Source organism: Leifsonia sp. SIMBA_070, from assembly GCF_046534635.1.
GTDB lineage: Bacteria > Actinomycetota > Actinomycetes > Actinomycetales > Microbacteriaceae > Leifsonia.
The window spans coordinates 1-252 of sequence record NZ_JAWRYK010000617.1 but is presented as its reverse complement, the minus strand read 5'-3'; the positions used below and the strand labels follow the sequence as shown (position 1 = coordinate 252).

The 252-nt window shown below is 49.2% G+C and carries 1 protein-coding gene; it reads left to right on the top strand.

What is annotated here, in order from left to right:
- Positions 1 to 252, top strand: a 252-nt coding sequence (locus SB754_RS21695) for a hypothetical protein (RefSeq protein ID WP_410784380.1), incomplete at both ends; no start/stop codon positions are given.

Here is a 252-nt window from a genome sequence, read left to right as displayed (position 1 = left end):
AGTGAATATGACAACTACGCGGCACAGTCGGACGAATGGAAGTTTTATCAGATTCGCGTGGGCGACTTTTTCACGGGATCGATGCCTTACTTGATTTTGACAAACGACCACGATACGAACAATCCGACCGCCAGCAGCGAGTTTCGTAACATCAAGGTTTACGAGGGAACGAACGTTCAGTTTGGAAGCAGCGGCAACGATATCCTGATGGGAGGCAGCGATGACGATGTTTTAATTGGGGTCGATCCCAAC